The following is a 16755-nucleotide window of genomic DNA, read 5'->3' as shown; positions in this document are numbered from 1 at the left end:
GACCCCCTAGGGGGCGAGTTCCTTCTCGTACCAGGCGACGTCCCAGTAACGGCCGAACTTGCGCCCGACCTCCCGGTAGGTGCCGACGTGCCGGAACCCGAAGCGTTCGTGCAGGCGCACGGACGCTTCGTTGGGCAGGGTGATGCCGGCGTACGCCCGGTGCAGGTCCTCGGCCGCGAGCGCCGAGAAGAGCGCCTCGTAGAGGAGGGTGCCGACGCCCCGGCGCGCGGCGTCCGGGGCGACGTAGACCGTCACCTCCACGGAGGTGGCGTATGCGGGCTTCACGCGAAAGGCGCTGGAGGTGGCGTACCCCAGAATCACCTGTGAATCCGCGTCCGTGGCAACCATCAGGCGGTGCGGTCCGTCTTCAGGGTGGGAGAGCAGCCACGGACGACGTTCCTCCGGTGTGAAGACGATGGTGTCGAACGTGATGGACGTCTCACGCACGTAGTGGTTGTACAGCTCCGTGAGTGCGTCGAGGTCGGCTGCGACTCCCGGTCTGACCTGCACATCTGTACGTTCTGACCGCATCGGACCTCCAGAGTGATGCGACAGGGTACTGCACGATCAGAAAAATCAGAGGTCGGGTTGGGAATTCTGTCCTGATTCCAGTCGTTGTTTCCATCGGATGCCGGGCACCCGGGAGGGTGAGACCGGTTGTCCAGGACCACCCGCAAGCCCACCACGCAAGGGAGCACGCATGGCAACCCGTGCCGTCGCCCGTCGTCAGTCCGCCACCAGCGGGACCGCCGACGCGGCACGCAGTGTTCGCGCCGGAGGCGGCGAAATCGCCGACCGCGACCTGGTCGGCATGTACCTCGACGAGATCGCGCGAACACCGCTGCTCGACGCCGCCAAGGAAGTCGAGTTGTCCCAGGTCATCGAGGCGGGTGTGTTCGCGCGGCAGATCCTCGACGGTGAGGCGGAGGCCAGGACGGACGCTTCCCGCGAGGAGCTGGAGGCGCTGGTCGCCGACAGCGAGCGCGCCAAGGACGTCTTCATCCGTTCGAACCTCCGGCTGGTCGTGGCCGTGGCGCGCCGTTACCCGCGCAGCGGCCTGCCCCTGCTCGACCTGATCCAGGAGGGGAACGCCGGCCTGGTGCGCGCGGTCGAGAAGTTCGACTACCGCAAGGGCTTCAAGTTCTCGACGTACGCCACCTGGTGGATCCGTCAGGCCATCACCCGCTCCATCGCCGACCAGTCGCGCACGATCCGCCTCCCCGTCCACCTGGTCGAGGAACTGGGCAGGATCCGCCGCGTGCAGCGCGAGTTCAACCGTGAGAACGGACGCGAGCCCGACCACGCGGAGATAGCCGCCGAGCTCGGCACGACGCCCGAGCGCGTCGGCGACGTGCTGGACTGGGCCCGCGACCCGGTCTCGCTGAACATGTCGGTGGACGACGAGGGCGAGACCCAGTTCGGCGACCTGCTGGAGGACACCTCGGCCGTGTCGCCCGAGCAGTCGGTCCTCACACTGCTGCGCAGCGAGGAGCTGGACGATCTGATCGGCCACCTCGACCAGCGCACCGCCTCCATCATCAAGATGCGGTACGGCATCGACGACGGCCGGGAGCGCACGCTCACGGAGGTCGGCAAGGAGCACGGACTCACGCGCGAGCGCATCCGTCAGATCGAGAAGCACGCCCTGCTCGAACTGAAGAAGCTGGCGCGAAACACCGGATTCGACGCGGCGGCGTAGCGGCGGAGGGGCACGTGGAGCGCACGGGAGAGGCCGGGCGAGCGGGGTGAGTGGGCCGTACGGGTGCATTCACCGAGCGGTCGCCGGACCGGCCTCGCCCTGTCCGCGCACGGGTACCCCCGCCACGTTGGCCACAAGTCGACCAGACATGGCCATGTAAGGCCGCTTCAATCCTCCGGGCCCTGGGAACAAGACTTCAGGGCCCGCGCTTCGGGGTCCCGCCCAGCGGAACGAGCGACCGGAAACACCGAGCGGAAGCACACCGCTCCCAAGAACCGAGTCCCGACGCCCACCCCCCCTGCGCCGGGACTCTTCCAGAGCCGGGTTTCGGCGCCTCCCCCCTGGCGTCGAAGCCCGGCTCCCTTGCGGTCCCGGGCGGAGGACCGCGGGCGCGGGGTCCGGCGGAGAGCGGGACGGGCGCGAAGGGTGCGCAGGATGCGCGAAGGGCGCACGAAGGGTTTTCGGGCAGGACGAGAACGGGCCACCCCGAACCTGAACCCCGGGGTGACCCGGATGCCAGATTCTGCCACAGCGGCATAACCTGCCGTCGCCGACGGTCCACCCGGTGTCACCGGCCCCGTCGCGCGGGCGGCCCCGCCCGGGCGCGCCCGGCCGTCAGCCGCCGCCGGTCCGCGGCACCGTCCCCGCCCGGCTCAGCCGTGCGCCCAGCTCCCTCATGTAGTCGGCGAGTTCCCTCGGTTCCCGGACCGTGAAGTCGCAGTCGACCATCGCGATCCGCACCGCCAGCCATTCCACCGAGTCGCTGGAGGAGGACCGGAGCCGGCAGCTCCGTTCGTCGAGCGGCTCGGGCGCGCCGACCCAGGCGGGCAAGCGCGCCGCGACGAAGTCCGCCGGGGCGGCGAAGACGATGTCGTACGTGTAGGTCTCCTGGCGCCGGTACATCGACTGCCGCAGGAACTCGGCCGCGTTCCCCGTGGGCAGTTCGCGGGGGGTGAACCGTGCCCCCGTCACGAAGGGCTCGCCCACCCGGTCGACGCGGAACGTCCGCCAGTCGCCGCGGTCGAGGTCGTACGCGACGAGATACCAGCGGCGGCCGGTGGAGACCAGCCGGTACGGCTCGGTCAGCCGCCGCGACGGTGTCCCGTCCCCGGAGCGGTAGGCGAACCGCAGCCGCTCCTGCCCCGCGATGCCCGACGCGATCACGGTCAGCGTCTCCGGGGCGATGCTCGCCCCGTCCCCGCTGGTCAGGGGAGTGGTCGCGGCCTGGAGCATGGACACACGGCGGCGCAGCCGCGACGGCAGCACCTGTTCCAGCTTGGCCAGCGCCCGCACCGAGGCCTCGTCCACACCCGCGAGCGCGTGCCCGGCGCCGGCCCGCAGGCCCACCGCGATGGCGACGGCCTCCTCGTCGTCGAGGACGAGCGGGGGCATCGCCGTGCCCGCCACCAGCCGGTAGCCGCCGTCCGCGCCCTTGGTCGCCTGCACCGGATAGCCGAGCTCGCGGAGCCGGTCGATGTCGCGGCGGACCGTACGACGGGACACCCCGAGACGCTCGGACAGCTCGCCGCCGGGCCACTCGCGGGGCGTCTGGAGGAGGGAGAGGAGCTGGAGAAGCCGGGCCGGGGTATCGGTCGTCATGTTTTCCAGGGTGCCGGACAACTAGGACACGACCTGACCTAATCGGGTTCTAGGTTTGTCGCATGACCTCCACCGAGACCTCTGAGACAGCTCTCAGCAGTACGGAACCCGGCGCCGTGCCCGACCGGCGGCGCTGGTTCGCCCTCGCCATCGTGATGACCGCGGCCTTCATGGACCTGGTCGACGTCACGATCGTCAACATCGCGATCCCGTCGATCCAGCAGGACGAGGGCGCCAGCTTCAGCCAGATCCAGTGGATCACCGCGGGCTACGCGCTGGCCTTCGCCGCGGGACTCGTCACCGGCGGGCGGCTCGGCGACATCCACGGCCGCAAGCGGCTCTTCCTCATCGGCGTGGCCGGTTTCACGGTCGCGTCCGCGCTGTGCGGCTTCGCGGCGAACCCGGAGATGCTCGTCGCCTCGCGCATCCTGCAGGGCGCCATGGCCGCGATGATGGTGCCGCAGGTCCTGTCGATCGTGCACGCCACCTTCCCCGCGCACGAGCGCGGCAAGGTCTTCGGTCTCTTCGGCGCGATCGTCGGTCTGGGCGCGGTCTCGGGCCCGCTGCTGGGCGCGCTGCTCACCGAGTGGAACCTGTTCGGGCTGGAATGGCGGCCGATCTTCCTCATCAACCTGCCGGTCGGTGTCGTCGCGCTGATCCTGGGCGGCCGCTTCATCAGCGAGTCCAAGGCCCCGAAGGCCCTCAAGCTCGACCTCGTCGGCGTCGCCCTCGTCACGCTCGGCCTGCTGATGCTGCTCTACCCGCTGACCCGGGGCCGTGAGCTGGGCTGGCCGCTGTGGGGGTACGCGTCGATGGCCGGCTCCCTCGGGGTCTTCGCGGCACTGGTGGCGTACGAGAGGCGGAAGACGGCGCGGGACGGTTCACCGCTGGTCGAGCTGTCGCTGTTCAGGGTGAAGAGCTTCGCGGCGGGCATCGCCGTGCAGACCGTCTTCGGTATCGCGCTCGGCATCTTCTTCCTGGTCTGGACGCTGTACCTGCAGATCGGGCTGGGCTGGAGCCTCCTGCGGGCGGGGCTCACCGGAGTGCCGTTCTCGATCGCGGTCTCGGCCGCGGCGGGCATGTCCGTGCAGCTGCTGGTCCCGCGCTTCGGGCGCAAGGTGCTCCAGGCGGGCGCCCTGATCATGGCGCTCGGTGTGCTGCTCTACATCTGGGAGTCCGACCGGTACGGCATGGACATCGCCTCCTGGCAGATGGCCCTCCCGCTGGTGGTCATGGGCGCCGGCATGGGCTTCATCGTCGCGCCGCTGACGGACGCCGTGCTCTCGGAGGTCCCGCGCGAGCACTCGGGTTCGGCCTCGGGTCTGATCAACACCGTGCAGCAGATGGGCAACGCGCTCGGCCTCGGCCTGGTCTCGGTCGTCTTCTTCGGAGAGATCGACGACCGGCTGACCCCCGTCCAGACGGGCCCGGCCTTCGTGAACGCCTTCCAGCACGCGCTGGGCTGGGTCGCCGCCGTGCTGGCCGTCATCTTCCTGCTGATGTTCGCCCTGCCGAAGCGGCCGGCCCAGCACGTCGAGGGCACGCAGGACGAGACGGACACCGCGGACCGGATCCCCGGCCAGGACCAGACCCAGGGCAAGGACGAGAACGAGGGTCGGAAGTCGGACCGCACGCCGGAATTCGCGGGCTGATCCCCGCCCGGCCGTCACCCGCGCGACGCGGAGGTCCGAACGGGAAGGGGCCCCGGCACATCGGTGCCGGGGCCCCTTCCGGCTTCAGCCCAGTCGTGCCGCCCGGCGCTCCATCGCGTCCCGGGCGGCGTCCTCCGTCGCGTACACCTCGCACATGTGCCGCCGGTCCGGGGTCGCCGTGTGCTCGACCTCCCACAGGGAGATCTCCCGCCCGTCGCGCAGCAGGAAGGCGTGCTCGTACAGCGAGAAGCACAGCCCCGCCTGCCCCGCGCGGCAAGGGCGTCCGAAGGCCTGTGTGATCTGGTGCGCGAGCGCCTCCCGGAGCAGCAGCGACGTGAGGTCGGCGTCCGGCCGGTCCGGATTCTCCGCGCGCCGCAGAAGCCGGCGCGCGTGATCGGCGGAGTCGTCGGGCACGTAGGTGTGACGCGGCTCGGGGATCGACGACAACTGCACGAACACGGGCAGCTCGAAGTCCGGCGCGTCCGGAGGGAGCGGCAGCCGGGACGTGGCGGTGCGCAGCTCCTCCTCGTCGACGTACACCTCGTGCTGGGCGTCGCGGCCCGTCGCCGTGTTGTGCACCAGCTCCCACAGCGTGACGGCGGAACCGTCGGCGAGCAGCCAGGTGTGCCGGTGCGTCTCGCGGTGCAGCCCCGCGCTGTGGTGCGCGGAGTGCAGCGAACTGTCGTGCGCCAACGCGCAGTCGAGCCGCCGTATCGTCTCGTCGGGCAGCTCGAACGAGTTCAGGGCGCGGCCCAGAAGTCGTGCGAGATGCTCCTCCGGAGACTCGGGCGACTCGGGTGGTTCGTACGCTGCCGTCTCGTACGGAACGCTCAAGGTTTCTCCCGGCGTTGCTGCATGTCACCTTGTGGGTGCATACCGTAGCCCCTCGGTCGGACATCATGTCCGCGAACCGAGAAAACGTGCGGACGGAAAACGGGCGGGCCGCGCGGCAAGTTCCCCCGCGGCTCGCCGAGATGCCGAAAAGCCCTCGTCGGGCGGCAGTTCCAGCGGTCCGCGCGCCCCGCGAAAGGTTCCGGCCCGTCGCGCCCATTGTCCGGCAAGGCGCCCTTGCCGCACCAGTTCCCGGCGGCTACGACATCCCGGCGGCCACGGGGTTCCGGCGGTCACGGCATCCCGGTGGCTATGGGATCCCGGTGGCTACGGGATCCCGTCGGGCGGGCCCCGGCCCGCTCCGTCACGCGATCACCCGGGAGAACCGGGGCCCTCCCCCTCCCCGCCCTCCCCGTACAGTTCCTCGTACGACGGCCACGCCCCGCCCGGTCCGTCCACCGGCTCCGCCGCGCGTACGGCGCGCACGATCGCGCGCGTCACCAGGTCCGCGCCCGCCGCGAGGATCTCGTTGAGCGCCAGGGGGTTCCCGGCGTCGAGCGGCCGGTCACCCGTGGCCAGCGCGAACACCGTGTCCCCGTCGTTCAGCAGATGCACCGGCCGCACGGCACGCGCGATCCCGTCGTGCGCCGTACCCGCGAACTTCTGTGCCTGCGCCCGCGTCAGACCGGCGTCGGTGGCGACGACGGCGAGCGTCGTGTTCAACGGCGGCGGCGTGTTCCTCGCAGCGGCCTCCGCGAGCCGCAGCCGGGCCGCCTCGCGCACCGCGGCCGACGGCCCCGCCGTGCGTCCTCGCGCCAACTCCCCGTACAGCAAACCCGTTTCCGGCTCCACCACCGATCCCACCGCGTTGGCCACCACCAGCGCGGCCACCGTGACACCCGACTCCAGCACGGCGCTCGCCGTCCCGACCCCGCCCTTGAGCGCTCCGGCCACCGCCCCCGTGCCGGCGCCCACTCCGCCCTCGCGCACCGGCGCGCGCAGCGCACTCGCGGCGGCGGCCTCGACCGCGGCGGTTCCGGTGGAGGCGTCCGGCCGCGACCGGAAGTCGCCGCCGCGCCCGAGGTCGAAGACACAGGCGGCGGGGACGACGGGCACGACGTGCGTCGGGTCCGGCCCCACCCGCACCCCGCGTCCCCGCTGCTCCAGCCACGCCATGACACCCGACGCCGAGTCCAGCCCGTACGCGCTGCCTCCGGTCAGTACGACCGCCTCGATCCTCTGCACGAGATTGCGCGGATCGAGGGCGTCCGTCTCCTTGGTGCCGGGCCCGCCGCCGCGCACGTCCACGGCGGCGATCACACCGCCCTCGGGCGCGAGCACGATCGTCGTCCCCGTGAGCCACCCGTCCCCGGTGCGTGTCGCGTGACCCACCCGCAGACCCACGACATCTGTCAGAGCGTCAACTGTCATGTGCCCAGTCTTCCCCGGCCGCCCGGACCGTCACGGTCGGCGCGGAGGTGATCTCCGTGGCGAGGGCCGCCCGGTCGCCCAGGGACGGGACCCGTGCCCCCGCGGCGTACGCTGGGGGCATGAGTTCCGCCCCCGCCCCCGAACCGCGCGATCCGAAGCCCGCGCTGGTCTTCGACGATCCGTTGGACCAGCAGTCCTCGGACGACACGGACCGCGGGTGGGGCGAGCGGTCAGACAGCACCGGTGACAGCGCCGCCGACCTGAAGCGCTTCCTCGACGAGAAGCCGCCCCACCACCTCTGAGCCCGGTCCCGGGCCCCGGCGCCCCTGCCCCGACGCGCGGAACCCGGTCTCCCGGTGCCGACGCCGGCCGGACTCCCGGGCGGTGCCCGCCCGCAGTCCCGCCGGTCAGTGGTCGCGGCGTCCCTGGCCGCGCTGGGCCACCAGCTCGTCGCGGATCTGCTTCAGCACCTCCAGCTCGGACACCTCGATGACCTCCTTCGTGCCCTCCCTCGCCTTCTGGCGGGCCGCCTGGCGGGCCAGGAACTTGGCCATCGGCAGCACCATCAGGAAGTAGACGACGGTGGCGGTGATCACGAAGCTGAGGGTGGCGCCCAGCACCGAGCCCCACATGATGCGGATTCCCGTGGCGTCCGCTCCGGTGCCCGTGCAGGGGCCCTCCAGGCAGGAGCTGTAGTTGTCGAGGTTCTTCGTGCCGACAGCGCCGACCAGAGGGTTGATGATCCCCTTCACCACGGAGTTGACGATGTTGGTGAAGGCCGCGCCGATGACCACGGCGACGGCCAGGTCGATGACGTTGCCACGCATGAGGAAGGCCTTGAAGCCCTCCCAGACGCCGGGCTGCTTGTTGTCGCTCACTGGGACACCCCTCCGCGCGGATCGTGGAACAAACAGCTCCGCAACCTACGGCAGGGCGTGGCGCGTCTGTCCAACCGGGTGGCCCGAACGACGGACCCGGCACGGTTTCGGTGCTCATCGCAGCGTCACCGCCAGTCGTGACGTGGTGCCGGCGCCGGCCAGCCGCACGGCCGTCGCACGCGGAACGGAGAGGACGACCAGTGTTCCGGTGCCGGTCGTGGAGACGTCCGGAACCCCGGTGACCCGCGCTCCGGCCGCGACCACCCGCACCTCGCCGCCGCTGTCCGCCGCGACCACGTCGACCCGGTCGCCGGGACGCAACAGGCTCGCCGTGTCGCCGTCCGCGATCCGGACCGGCGCCCTCACCGTCTCGGCCGCGCCAGGTCCGCGTACGGGAGTGGAAGCGGTGGTGGAGGCGGTGGTGGAGGGTGCGGACGCCGGATGTCCGCGCACCCTCCCGGAGCCGCCCGGGCCGGCCGCCACGAGCGCGGTGGCGGTCATGGCCAGGCCCGCGGCGACCGCCCGCCTCCTGTGCCGTGCGAGGAGCCGCAGCCGACAGCGCCCGCCCCGCACACGGACGGGCGCGAACTGCGGCACCTCGCACGTCGGAGGCGTCTCCGCGCCCGGCGGGCGGATGTGCTGCGAGAGCTGAACCATGGTGACCACCACCTGCGACGAGGGACCGGCTTGCGCTCCCACGATGAGCCCTCGCGGCGAAGCCCGCAGACGTCCGTGGACCACCCGGCGATTGTGGACAACTGCCTCACCCGAACGGGAGATTCCGCCCAATTCGGGTGAGGGCCGCAGCTGCCCGCGGCGTTGCCGCACAGGTCCCGGCAGTACAGGCTCTGGCAGTCCAGGCCCTGGCAGTCCAGGCCCTGGCGGTCCAGGGAACGGCGGTCCAGGTCCCGGCAGCCCGGGTCACGGAAATCCGAGTTGCGGCAGCCCGGGTCACGGCAGTTCGAAGCCGGGGTCCATCCCGCCCAGTGCCCTCGTGCACAGGCAGTCCCGGGATCCGTTCGCCGGCAGTCCCGCGACCGCGTCGAACAGCACGTCCCGCAGCCGGTCCACGTTCGCCGCGAACACCTTCAGCACCTCGTCGTGGGAGACGCCCTCACCGGTCTCGGCGCCCGCGTCGAGGTCGGTGACCAGCGTCAACGACGTGTAGCAGAGTTCCAGCTCGCGGGCGAGCACGGCCTCGGGGTGCCCGGTCATGCCGACCACCGACCAGCCCTGCGCCTGGTGCCAGAGCGACTCGGCCCGGGTGGAGAACCGCGGACCCTCCACGACCACGAGCGCGCCGCCGTCCACCGGCTCCCAGCCACGCCCGCGGGCCGCTTCCAGCGCGACCTCACGTCCGACGGGACAGTACGGGTCGGCCGGCGACACGTGCACCACGTTCGGCACGGTGCCGTCGGGCAGCGGCAGCCCGTCGAAGTAGGACTGCGCCCGGGACTTCGTACGGTCCACGAACTGGTCGGGAACGAGCAGGGTCCCGGGCCCGTACTCGGGACGCAGTCCGCCCACGGCGCAGGGGCCGAGGATCTGGCGGGCGCCGACGGAGCGCAGCGCCCACAGGTTGGCGCGGTAGTTGATGCGGTGCGGCGGCAGGTGGTGGCCGCGGCCGTGGCGGGGCAGGAAGGCGACCCGCCGGCCGGCGATCTCGCCGAGGAACAGGGAGTCGCTGGGCGGTCCGTAAGGAGTGTCCACCCGCAGCTCGGTCACGTCGTCGAGGAAGGAGTAGAAGCCCGAGCCGCCGATGACGCCGATCTCGGCCGAGGCCGTCGGCTGCTCGGCCGTGGTCTGTGGGTTCTCCGTGTTCGCCATGGACGGCACCCTACGGGCTGTCCCGGACGGAAGAACGCGGAAAACCCCGTCGTCGTACGACGACGGGGTCCGCGCGAACGAGCCTTGTGCGGCCGTGCGGCCTCAGGCCGCGGAGCTGCCGGCCGAGCTGGTGCCCGAGGACTTCGTGTCCGAGGACGACGAGGCGGACGCCGTCGACGTGGACTTCGTGTCCGAGGACGAGGTCGTGGACGACTTCGACGCGGGCGAGCTGCTCGACGAGGATCCGCGGCTGTCGTTGCGGTAGAAGCCGGAGCCCTTGAAGACGATGCCGACGGCCGAGAAGACCTTCTTCAGGCGGCCGTTGCAGCTCGGGCATTCCGTCAAAGCGTCATCGGTGAACTTCTGCACCGCCTCGAGGCCCTCGCCGCACTCGGTGCACTGGTACTGGTAGGTCGGCACTTGTCTTCCTCCTGGCACTCTCACTCAGTGAGTGCTAACGACGATCCATACTGACGTATTCCGCGAGATCAGTCCACTGCCACCGGCACGCGGTGACCGACGCCACGCGCGACGGCGCGGCCCGGGGCCTGCACGGCCAGGCGTGAACGCAGGGCCACCAGGGCCGCCAGGGCCAGTGCCGTACCGGCCATCGGCACCAGGAACCCGGCACCGTCCCAGAGCCTGTCCTCGAGCTGTCCGGCGACCGTGACGGCCGCCGCCTGGCCGAGCGCGACGGCACCGGTGAGCCAGGTGAAGGCCTCGGTGCGGGCGCCCCGCGGGACGAGGCTCTCGACCAGGGTGTAGCCGGTGATCAGGCTCGGGGCGATGCACATGCCGACCACCAGGCCGAGGCCGGCGAGGACGACCACCGAGTTCGCGGCCCACAGCCCGGAGGCGGCCAGCGCGAGGGCGGCGTACCCGAGGACGAGCCGTCGCTGCGGGGCCACCTTCCAGGCGAGGGCGCCGCAGACGACGCCCGAGAGCATGTTGCCCGCGGCGAAGACGCCGTACAGGACACCGTTCAGGCCGGGCTCGCCGATCGACTCGGTGTACGCGGCCAGCGAGACCTGCATGCCGCCGAAGACGGAGCCGATGCCGAGGAACGTCATGATCAGAACGCGCACCCCGGGGATGCGCAGGGCGGAACCGTGCTCCACGCGCGCGTGCCCGGCGGCGGAGACCGCGGGCTGGGTGCTCTTCTGCGCGGCGAACAGCAGGCCGCCGACCAGGGTCAGCGACGCCTCGGTCAGCAGGCCCGCGGCGGGGGCGACGGCGGTGCACAGCGCGGTGGCGAGCAGCGGGCCGAGGACGAAGGTCAGTTCGTCCGTGACGGACTCGAAGGCGGCCGCGGTCGACATCAGGGGCGAGTCCTGGAGCTTCACGCCCCAGCGGGCCCGCACCATGGGGCTGATCTGGGGCACCGAGGCGCCGGTGGGCACGGCGGCGGCGAAGAGCGCCCACAGGGGGGCTCCCGACAGCGCGAGCGCGGTCAGGGAGAAGCCGGCCACGGCGTGCGCGATGACGCCGGGGAGCAGGACGGCCCGCTGTCCGTGCCGGTCGGCCAGACGGCCGGTGAAGGGCGCGAACAGCGCCATGGAGACACCGGTGACGGCCGCGACCGCGCCGGCCGCCCCGTACGAGCCGGTGGTGTGCTGCACGAGCAGCACGATGGAGATCGTCAGCATGGCGAACGGCTGACGGGCGGCGAAGCCGGGGAGCAGGAACGTCCAGGCGCCGCGGGTGCGCAGCAGTTGTCCGTATCCAGGACGGGAGGTGACCGTGGATGCCACGGCCCGTGCCTTTCTGCCGCCTGGTAGCGCGCCCGTGCGGGGGGCGCCGAGAGCTGTCCTCTTGCGCGGATCTGCGGTAGATACCGGTGTCCTCTGCGGAAGGACGTCACGGCCGCCATACGGTCGCGCCAGCTCTGCGTCAGGCAGAGTTGGTTCGATCAAGGTGTGCGTTCATCGTACAGGGGGTGGCCGTCGGGCCGGGCCTGTGAAAAAGAGCACTCCGCGGGCGCGGGCCTGTGAACGCCCTTCGTTTCCGAGTGTCCGGGCACGCGTTCGACGTCCTGCGCGGGCCCCGCCCGGAGCCCGGCAGGAAGCCGGCCGGGGCCCGGCGGTCGTGTCACAGGCCCGTTCGGTGCCGTGTCCGGTGTTCCGTTCCGTCGTCGCCGTTGCCTATGCCGAGCCAGTCGGCGAGCTTGCCGCCCAGGCCCACCGCGCGAAGACGTCTCTCGGTCGCGTCCCGGACCGGGTCGGTCGCCACCACCAGCAGCTCGTCGCCGAGCCGCAGCACCGTCGTGGGCAGGGGCACGAAGGACTTCTCCTCGCGGACGACGAGGGTGACCGCCGCGCCGGGAGGCAGCCGCAGCTCGCCCACCTCGACACCGTGCATGCGCGACCCCTCGGGGATCGCGACGGACAGCAGATGGCCGCGCAGCCGCTCCAGCGGCGCCGACTCGATGCCGAGGTCGGCGGCGCCCGCGGACTGCCCGAGACGGAGCTTGCGGGCCAGCCAGGGCAGGGTCGGCCCCTGGACGAGGGTGTAGACGACGACCAGGACGAAGACGATGTTGAAGATCCGCTTGCTCTCCTCGATACCGCTCACCATCGGGATCGTCGCCAGGATGATGGGCACGGCGCCGCGCAGTCCGGCCCAGGACAGCAGCGCCTGCTCCTGCCACGGGATCCGGAACGGCAGCAGGCTGACGATCACGCTCAGCGGCCGCGCCACCATGGTCAGCGCCAGGCCGATGAGGAGGGCGGGGACGATGTCGTCGCCCATCTCGTGCGGGGTGACCAGGAGGCCGAGAAGTACGAACATGCCGATCTGGGCGATCCAGCCGAGCCCCTCGGCGAAGCCGCGTGTGGCGGGCCAGTGCGGCAGCTTCGCGTTCCCGAGCACCATGGAGGCGAGATAGACGGCGAGGAAGCCGCTGCCGTGGGCGAGCGCGCCGGCGGCGTACGCGGCGACGGCGATCGCCATCACGGCGATCGGGTACAGGCCGGAGGCCGGCAGTGCCACGTGCCGCAGTCCGTAGGCGCCCAGCCAGCCGACCGCGAGACCGATGGCGGCGCCGATGGTCAGCTCCAGCGCGATCTCGCCGATCAGCGCGTACCAGTGCTCCACCGGGCCCGTGGTGGAGAACGCGACGACCAGGATGACCACCGGAGCGTCGTTGAAGCCCGATTCGGCCTCCAGGATGCCCGTCACGCGAGAGGGCAGGGGGATCTTCCGCAGGACGGAGAAGACCGCCGCCGCGTCCGTCGAGGAGACGACCGCCCCGATGATGAGCGCCTGGTGCCATTCGAGGCCGATCAGGTAGTGCGCGGCCGCGGCCGTCACGCCGACGCTCACCGCGACGCCCACCGTCGCCAGCGCGGAGGCCGCCGGAAGGGCCGGTCTGATCTCCTTCCACTTCGTGCCGAGACCGCCTTCGGCCAGGATCACGACCAGGGCCGCGTATCCGATGACCTGGGTCAGCTCGGCGTTGCTGAACTGGATGTCCCCGATTCCGTCCTGGCCGATCGCGACACCGATGCCCAGGTACACGAGCAGCGTGGGGAGCCCGCTGCGTGAGGAGATCCTGACCGCCGCCACCGCGAGGAGCAGGACGAGCGAGCACACGAGCAGGAGCTGGTTGAGGTGGTGGACAGTCAGGGGCTGTTCCTTTCTCGCCGATCCGTCTCCGCCGTCGGCGGCCCAGGATCCGAGCACCGGAAGCCGGCCACTTCAGTGCAAGTACTTCGTTACCTTACCTAAGTCTTGACGTTTTCTTGACGTTCCCGGAGGCAAGATCGAACGGTCGTGCTCCCCGGTTTCCTACTCCGCGTCAAGGCGCGGTGGGCCCTGCGCCTATGGTTGCCCCAGCACTCCAGGACCGCCTGCCGCTCGCGTTAGGACAGCAAGGACAGCGATGCCCCCCAACACCACCGCCTCTTCCGGCCAGCAGCCCGGCAAGTCCGGCAGGAAGAAGGGGCGCAAAGCCCGACTGTTCTTGATTGTCCTGGTTCTCGCCATCATCGGAGGCATCGCCTTCGGCGGGTACTGGAGCATCAGCACGGTGCGCGCCTCCTTCCCGCAGACCGAGGGATCCATCCGGCTCGAGGGCCTGTCGGGGCCCGTGACCGTCCAGCGCGACGGCAACGGGATCCCGCAGATCTACGCCTCGTCCGACGAGGACCTGTTCATGGCCCAGGGCTTCGTCCAGGCGCAGGACCGGTTCTACGAGATGGACGTGCGCCGCCACATGACCTCGGGCCGGCTCTCCGAGATGTTCGGCGAGGGCCAGGTCGAGAACGACGAGTTCCTGCGCACGCTGGGCTGGGACCGGATCGCGAAGAAGGAGTACGACACCAAGCTGTCGGCCTCCACGAAGAAGTACCTCCAGGCGTACTCCGAGGGTGTCAACGCCTACCTGAAGGACAGGAGCGCCGAGGACATCTCCCTGGAGTACGCCGCCCTGGGCTTCACCAACGACTACGAGCCGACCGGGTGGACCCCGGTCGACTCGGTGGCCTGGCTCAAGGCGATGGCCTGGGACCTGCGCGGCAACATGCAGGACGAGATCGACCGCTCGCTGATGACGAGCCGGCTCGGCCCGAAGCAGATCGCGGACCTGTACCCGGAGTACCCGTACGGCAGGAACAAGACGATCGTCCGGACGGGCTCGTACGACAGCGCCACCGGCACGTACACGTCCTCGGACGCCGCCCCGGCGTCCTCCGCGGGCACGGCGGGTGCGGCGGGCACGGGGCTCACGGGCGACACCGAGACGCCGGCCGGGTTCCAGGGCCAGCTCTCGGGGCTCTACGAGGTCCTCGACGACCTGCCCACCGCCGTCGGTGTGAACGGCAACGGCATCGGCTCGAACTCCTGGGTCGTCGCCGGGAGCCGCACGATCACCGGCAAGCCGCTGCTGGCCAACGACCCGCACCTGTCGGCGTCGCTGCCCTCGGTCTGGTACCAGATGGGCCTGCACTGCACCGCCGTCTCGGCCGAGTGCCAGTACGACGTCTCCGGCTACACCTTCGCGGGCATGCCCGGCGTGGTCATCGGCCACAACGCCGACATGGCCTGGGGCATGACCAACTCCGGGGTCGACGTCACCGACCTCTACCTGGAGAAGATCACCGGGGAGGGCTACGAGTACGACGGCAAGGTGCTGCCGTTCACCACCCGCAAGGAAACGATCAAGGTCGCGGGCGGTTCCGCCAAGACGATCGTCGTCCGGCAGACCCGGGACGGGATGCCGCTGCTCTCCGACCGTGACGACGAACTGGTCCAGGTCGGCAAGAAGGCCACGGTCGACGCCGAGGCGCCCGACCGCGGTGACGGTTACGCGATAGCACTGCGCTGGACCGCGCTGGACCCGGGCAGGACCATGGACGCCGTCTTCGCGATGGACAGGGCGTCGGACTGGAACGAGTTCCGCAAGGCGGCCGCGTCCTTCGACGTGCCGTCCCAGAACCTGGTCTACGCCGACGGGGCCGGCGCGAACGGCAACATCGGCTACCAGCTCCCCGGCAAGATCCCCACGCGCGTGAAGGGCGACGACGGCTCGCTGCCCTCGCCCGGCTGGGACTCGAAGTACCGGTGGACCGGCTACATCAAGCAGTCCGCCCTGCCCTACGAGTACAACCCCTCCCGCGGCTACATCGTCACCGCCAATCAGGCGGTCGTCGACCCGGACAAGTACCCGTACACGCTCACCACGGACTGGGGCTACGGCACCCGCAGCCAGCGGATCACCGACCTGATCGAGGCGAAGACCAAGGGCGGCGCCAAGATCTCGACCGACGACATGCGCCAGATGCAGCTCGACAACAGCAGCGAGATCGCCAAGCTGATCGTGCCGAAGCTGCTCAAGATCGACGTGCCCGACAAGGACGTCCGCGACGCGCAGAAGCTCCTGGAGGGCTGGGACTACACCCAGGACGCCGACTCCGCGGCGGCCGCCTACTTCAACGCCACCTGGCGCAACATCCTCAAGCTCGCCTTCGGCAACAAGCTGCCCAAGGAACTGCGGGTCAAGGGCCAGTGCCTGTGGGTCGAGAAGGCCGACAGCACCGGTCCCGCGGACGAGGACCAGACCGTGCGCGAGTGCGGCCAGCGCGAGCCGGACCAGGCGCAGCCGGACGGCGGCGACCGCTGGTTCGAGGTGATCCGCAAGATCATCGACGACGAGCGCAACGACTGGTGGAAGCTGCCGAGGACGCGCACCGAGGAGGCGACCGCCACCCGGGACGACCTGTTCCGCCGGGCCATGGACGACGCCCGCTGGGAGCTGACCGCCAAGCTCGGCAAGGACATCGACACCTGGAGCTGGGGCCGGCTGCACCGCCTGTTCCTGAAGAACCAGACCCTCGGTACCGCGGGCCCCGGTTTCCTGCAGTACATGCTCAACCGCGGTCCCTGGAACCTCGGCGGCGGCGAGGCGACGGTCAACGCGACCGGCTGGAACGCGGCGGGCGGCTACGGGGTGGTCTGGGTGCCCTCGATGCGGATGGTCGTCAACCTCGGCGACCTCGACAAGTCCAAGTGGATCAACCTCTCGGGCGCCTCGGGGCACGCCTACAACGCGCACTACACCGACCAGACGGAGAAGTGGGTCGAGGGAGAACTCCTGCCGTGGGCCTTCACCAAGAAGGCCGTCGACAAGCAGACGAGCGACACCCTGGTGCTGAAGCCCTGACGCTCCGGCGGCCGTCGGAGCCGGCGTCCCCGCCGCACCCGACGCCCTGAAGCCGGCGTCCGAACGGAAGTGGGGGGGCCGGCCGGGCGGGGGGGGGCGCGGGCAGCCCCCGCCGGCCCCCCCCCCCCGCCCCCCCCGCGCCGCCCGCCGGCCGGGCGCGCCCGGACCGGGGGGCCCCCC

General features: G+C 71.1%; 14 protein-coding genes. 4 read left to right on the top strand and 10 right to left on the bottom strand.

What is annotated here, in order from left to right:
• Positions 1-6: 6 nt before the first annotated feature.
• Positions 7-531 carry a GNAT family N-acetyltransferase gene (locus ACFW6B_RS17795; RefSeq protein WP_386596981.1) on the bottom strand — a complete coding sequence of 175 codons (525 nt, stop codon included), beginning with the start codon at positions 529-531 and terminating at the stop codon, positions 7-9.
• 169 nt (positions 532-700) lie between these two features.
• On the opposite strand from ACFW6B_RS17795, the gene ACFW6B_RS17790 reads away from it, so the two are divergent.
• Positions 701-1699 (top strand): RNA polymerase sigma factor RpoD/SigA, encoded by a 999-nt coding sequence (locus tag ACFW6B_RS17790; RefSeq protein WP_386596979.1) that lies wholly within the window; start codon positions 701-703, stop codon positions 1697-1699.
• Positions 1700-2314: 615 nt separating this feature from the next.
• Here the strand turns inward: ACFW6B_RS17790 and ACFW6B_RS17785 are convergent.
• Positions 2315-3298, bottom strand: a complete 984-nt coding sequence (locus ACFW6B_RS17785; RefSeq protein ID WP_386596977.1) for a helix-turn-helix transcriptional regulator — start codon at positions 3296-3298, stop codon at positions 2315-2317.
• Between the two features lie 62 nt (positions 3299-3360).
• Here ACFW6B_RS17785 and ACFW6B_RS17780 point away from each other — a divergent pair, with 62 nt between their 5' ends.
• Positions 3361-4950, top strand: coding sequence for an MFS transporter (locus ACFW6B_RS17780; RefSeq protein ID WP_386596974.1), 1590 nt, complete (start codon positions 3361-3363; stop codon positions 4948-4950).
• A gap of 84 nt (positions 4951-5034) precedes the next feature.
• On the opposite strand, the gene ACFW6B_RS17775 is transcribed toward ACFW6B_RS17780, so the two are convergent.
• On the bottom strand, positions 5035-5784 hold the full coding sequence (locus ACFW6B_RS17775) for a DUF6227 family protein (RefSeq protein ID WP_386596972.1): 750 nt from the start codon (positions 5782-5784) through the stop codon (positions 5035-5037).
• 369 nt (positions 5785-6153) lie between these two features.
• A complete protein-coding gene (locus ACFW6B_RS17770; RefSeq protein ID WP_386596970.1) occupies positions 6154-7212 on the bottom strand; it encodes a P1 family peptidase in 1059 nt (352 codons plus the stop codon).
• Positions 7213-7331: 119 nt separating this feature from the next.
• Here ACFW6B_RS17770 and ACFW6B_RS17765 point away from each other — a divergent pair, with 119 nt between their 5' ends.
• Positions 7332-7514 (top strand): hypothetical protein, encoded by a 183-nt coding sequence (locus ACFW6B_RS17765; protein ID WP_386596968.1) that lies wholly within the window; start codon positions 7332-7334, stop codon positions 7512-7514.
• Positions 7515-7619: 105 nt separating this feature from the next.
• On the opposite strand, the gene mscL is transcribed toward ACFW6B_RS17765, so the two are convergent.
• The 6 genes from mscL to ACFW6B_RS17735 form a co-directional block, all read right to left on the bottom strand.
• Entirely contained in the window at positions 7620-8090 is a 471-nt protein-coding gene (mscL, locus tag ACFW6B_RS17760) for a large conductance mechanosensitive channel protein MscL (RefSeq protein WP_386596966.1), read from the bottom strand.
• A 114-nt stretch (positions 8091-8204) separates the two neighbouring features.
• Positions 8205-8747 carry a hypothetical protein gene (locus ACFW6B_RS17755; protein ID WP_386596964.1) on the bottom strand — a complete coding sequence of 181 codons (543 nt, stop codon included), beginning with the start codon at positions 8745-8747 and terminating at the stop codon, positions 8205-8207.
• A gap of 294 nt (positions 8748-9041) precedes the next feature.
• Positions 9042-9917 (bottom strand): S-methyl-5'-thioadenosine phosphorylase, encoded by an 876-nt coding sequence (locus ACFW6B_RS17750; protein ID WP_386596962.1) that lies wholly within the window; start codon positions 9915-9917, stop codon positions 9042-9044.
• 102 nt (positions 9918-10019) lie between these two features.
• The gene (locus tag ACFW6B_RS17745; protein WP_386596960.1) at positions 10020-10337 is read right to left on the bottom strand and encodes an FmdB family zinc ribbon protein; all 318 of its coding nucleotides are present in this window, start codon (positions 10335-10337) and stop codon (positions 10020-10022) included.
• Between the two features lie 68 nt (positions 10338-10405).
• Positions 10406-11668, bottom strand: coding sequence for an MFS transporter (locus ACFW6B_RS17740; RefSeq protein ID WP_386596958.1), 1263 nt, complete (start codon positions 11666-11668; stop codon positions 10406-10408).
• 337 nt (positions 11669-12005) lie between these two features.
• Positions 12006-13598, bottom strand: a complete 1593-nt coding sequence (locus ACFW6B_RS17735; protein ID WP_386596956.1) for a potassium/proton antiporter — start codon at positions 13596-13598, stop codon at positions 12006-12008.
• Positions 13599-13797: 199 nt separating this feature from the next.
• Here ACFW6B_RS17735 and ACFW6B_RS17730 point away from each other — a divergent pair, with 199 nt between their 5' ends.
• A complete protein-coding gene (locus tag ACFW6B_RS17730; RefSeq protein WP_386596954.1) occupies positions 13798-16575 on the top strand; it encodes a penicillin acylase family protein in 2778 nt (925 codons plus the stop codon).
• Positions 16576-16755: the final 180 nt, after the last annotated feature.

This window comes from Streptomyces sp. NPDC058751, from assembly GCF_042746485.1.
GTDB lineage: Bacteria > Actinomycetota > Actinomycetes > Streptomycetales > Streptomycetaceae > Streptomyces.
Note: the sequence above shows the minus strand (reverse complement) of the source record. Positions and strands in the feature narration are given on the sequence as shown.

What these genes read in the sequence shown, in the direction of transcription:
- ACFW6B_RS17790 (WP_386596979.1), top strand. Translation starts at nt 701, where the DNA reads ATGGCAACCCGTGCCGTCGCCCGTCGTCAGTCCGCCACCAGCGGGACC.
- ACFW6B_RS17730 (WP_386596954.1), top strand. Translation starts at nt 13,798, where the DNA reads ATGCCCCCCAACACCACCGCCTCTTCCGGCCAGCAGCCCGGCAAGTCC.
- ACFW6B_RS17780 (WP_386596974.1), top strand. Translation starts at nt 3,361, where the DNA reads ATGACCTCCACCGAGACCTCTGAGACAGCTCTCAGCAGTACGGAACCC.
- ACFW6B_RS17785 (WP_386596977.1), bottom strand. Translation starts at nt 3,298, where the DNA reads ATGACGACCGATACCCCGGCCCGGCTTCTCCAGCTCCTCTCCCTCCTC.
- ACFW6B_RS17765 (WP_386596968.1), top strand. Translation starts at nt 7,332, where the DNA reads ATGAGTTCCGCCCCCGCCCCCGAACCGCGCGATCCGAAGCCCGCGCTG.
- ACFW6B_RS17750 (WP_386596962.1), bottom strand. Translation starts at nt 9,917, where the DNA reads ATGGCGAACACGGAGAACCCACAGACCACGGCCGAGCAGCCGACGGCC.
- ACFW6B_RS17770 (WP_386596970.1), bottom strand. Translation starts at nt 7,212, where the DNA reads ATGACAGTTGACGCTCTGACAGATGTCGTGGGTCTGCGGGTGGGTCAC.
- ACFW6B_RS17755 (WP_386596964.1), bottom strand. Translation starts at nt 8,747, where the DNA reads ATGGTTCAGCTCTCGCAGCACATCCGCCCGCCGGGCGCGGAGACGCCT.
- ACFW6B_RS17795 (WP_386596981.1), bottom strand. Translation starts at nt 531, where the DNA reads ATGCGGTCAGAACGTACAGATGTGCAGGTCAGACCGGGAGTCGCAGCC.